This is a genomic window from Stagnihabitans tardus (assembly GCF_009925085.1).
In the GTDB taxonomy this organism is placed as follows: Bacteria; Pseudomonadota; Alphaproteobacteria; order Rhodobacterales; family Rhodobacteraceae; genus Stagnihabitans; species Stagnihabitans tardus.
The window spans coordinates 1-1,592 of sequence record NZ_JAABNR010000071.1; the positions used below are offsets into that span (position 1 = coordinate 1).

2 protein-coding genes and 1 pseudogene are annotated in these 1,592 nt (G+C 62.1%); 2 read left to right on the forward strand and 1 reads right to left on the reverse strand.

Annotated features, from left to right (window positions below; translation table 11 throughout):
• Positions 1–159: 159 nt before the first annotated feature.
• Positions 160–357, forward strand: coding sequence for a hypothetical protein (locus GV832_RS21605; protein WP_227754613.1), 198 nt, complete (start codon positions 160–162; stop codon positions 355–357).
• A gap of 204 nt (positions 358–561) precedes the next feature.
• Positions 562–684 (forward strand): annotated as a pseudogene (locus GV832_RS21610) (helix-turn-helix domain-containing protein); the annotation flags it as partial.
• Here GV832_RS21610 and tnpC read toward each other — a convergent pair.
• Positions 681–1,592: IS66 family transposase (gene tnpC, locus GV832_RS21615; protein WP_168776921.1), on the reverse strand; the 912-nt coding region annotated here is incomplete at its 5' end. The pseudogene GV832_RS21610 and the gene tnpC overlap by 4 nt on opposite strands.

The following is a 1,592-nucleotide window of genomic DNA, read 5'->3' on the forward strand; positions in this document are numbered from 1 at the left end:
ACGGGGCCTGTCGCTGCGCAATCCGCAAAGCTCCGCGCCAGCCCCCGTTGCCCAACCCGCCCAAATGGGTAAAACTGAAACCCGGAGTCTCGCTCAAGTCGGATAGAACTTGGGGGCAACGTCACGCTCGGTCGCCGGATCGAAGTCGATGGCCATTGGTTGAGCGTCGAGATCTACCGCACGGCGATCGATCCAGCTTGGATTCTGGAGGTCGAGAATGAGTTCGGAACCCTGACGACGTTCAACGAGCCGTTCCTTGCCGATGGGTTGGCTTGGCGCGCCTTTGAAGACCTCGTCGCCGAACGGGGCCTCGCGGCCTTCCTGGGTCCCAAAGACAAGAGGAAACCGCGCCGCTGAGGCGGCCCCGCAGGACCGGGCAGGCCTGCGATATCTGAGGTCTCCGCCCTGCCCGGTCCTGCTCCGCACGGCTCCAGCGACACTTCTACTTTGCAGAGCTCGCGACATTCCAACTTGTTGACAACAAAAAATGTAAGCGGGTGGATTCAAGATTGAAGTGCGACTTTTGAGCAAAAACAATGTCTTGCTCAAAGGAGGATTCGCATGCCCCGCCGCTATGTCCATCTCAGTCTCGAAGACCGCCGCAAAATCGCCCGCTGGCACGACGCCAGGATGCCGGTTCACGAAATCGCAGCCCGCCTCGGCCGTAAGCGGTGTGCCGATCACACCGTCTCGGCGTAGTTCCAAGGAAGGAGCTGGTCGATTTGGCTCTGTTTGTGGCCATTCACGATAGCTGAGAGGGTCGACGCGAGCCAAGCATAGGGATCGATGACATTCATCTTGCATGTTTCGATGAGCGAGGCGATGACGGCCCAGTTTTCTGCACCGGCGTCATGTCCGGCGAAGAGGGCGTTCTTCCGGTTCAAGGCGATAGGACGGATGGTGCGCTCGACCGTGTTGTTATCGATCTCGACGCGGCCATCAGTCAGAAAGCGGCCAAGGCCATGGCGGTATTTGGCGATATAGATGAGCGCCTCGCCCAGGGGTGATTTTGTCGAGGCACGGGCACGGTGGCGGGCCAGCCAATCGTCGAGGCGTGCGAGGATCGGGGCTGATCGCTCCAGGCGGATCGCCAGTCGGACATCGGGATCGCGCCCACGGATCTCGGCCTCGATGGCGTAGAGGTCGCGGATGAGGGCCACGCCTTCCTCGGCAATCGGCGAGGGGCCGGTGCGGGTGATCTCGATCAGCTTGCGGCGCGCATGGGCCCAGCAATAGGCGAGTTGAATGCTCGGACCGATCCGGTCCAATGCGATCAGGCGGTTGTATCCGGCATAGCCATCGACCTGCAGGATGCCCCCGAAGCCCTGCAAGATCCGCTCGGCATGCTGCCCGCCCCGACCGGGGGCATAGGTGAAGGCCACACCTGGGGGCGCGGCACCTCCCCAAGGCCGATCATCGCGGGCTAGTGCCCAAAAGTATCCGGTTTTTGTCTTTCTCGCCCCCGGGTCGAGGACCGGGGCGCGGGTCTCGTCCATGAAGAGCTTGGTTGATCGCTTCAAGTTGGCCATCAACGCGTCGTGGACAGGGCGAAGCTCGAAGGCGGCACGGCCGACCCAGTCCGCCAAGGTGGA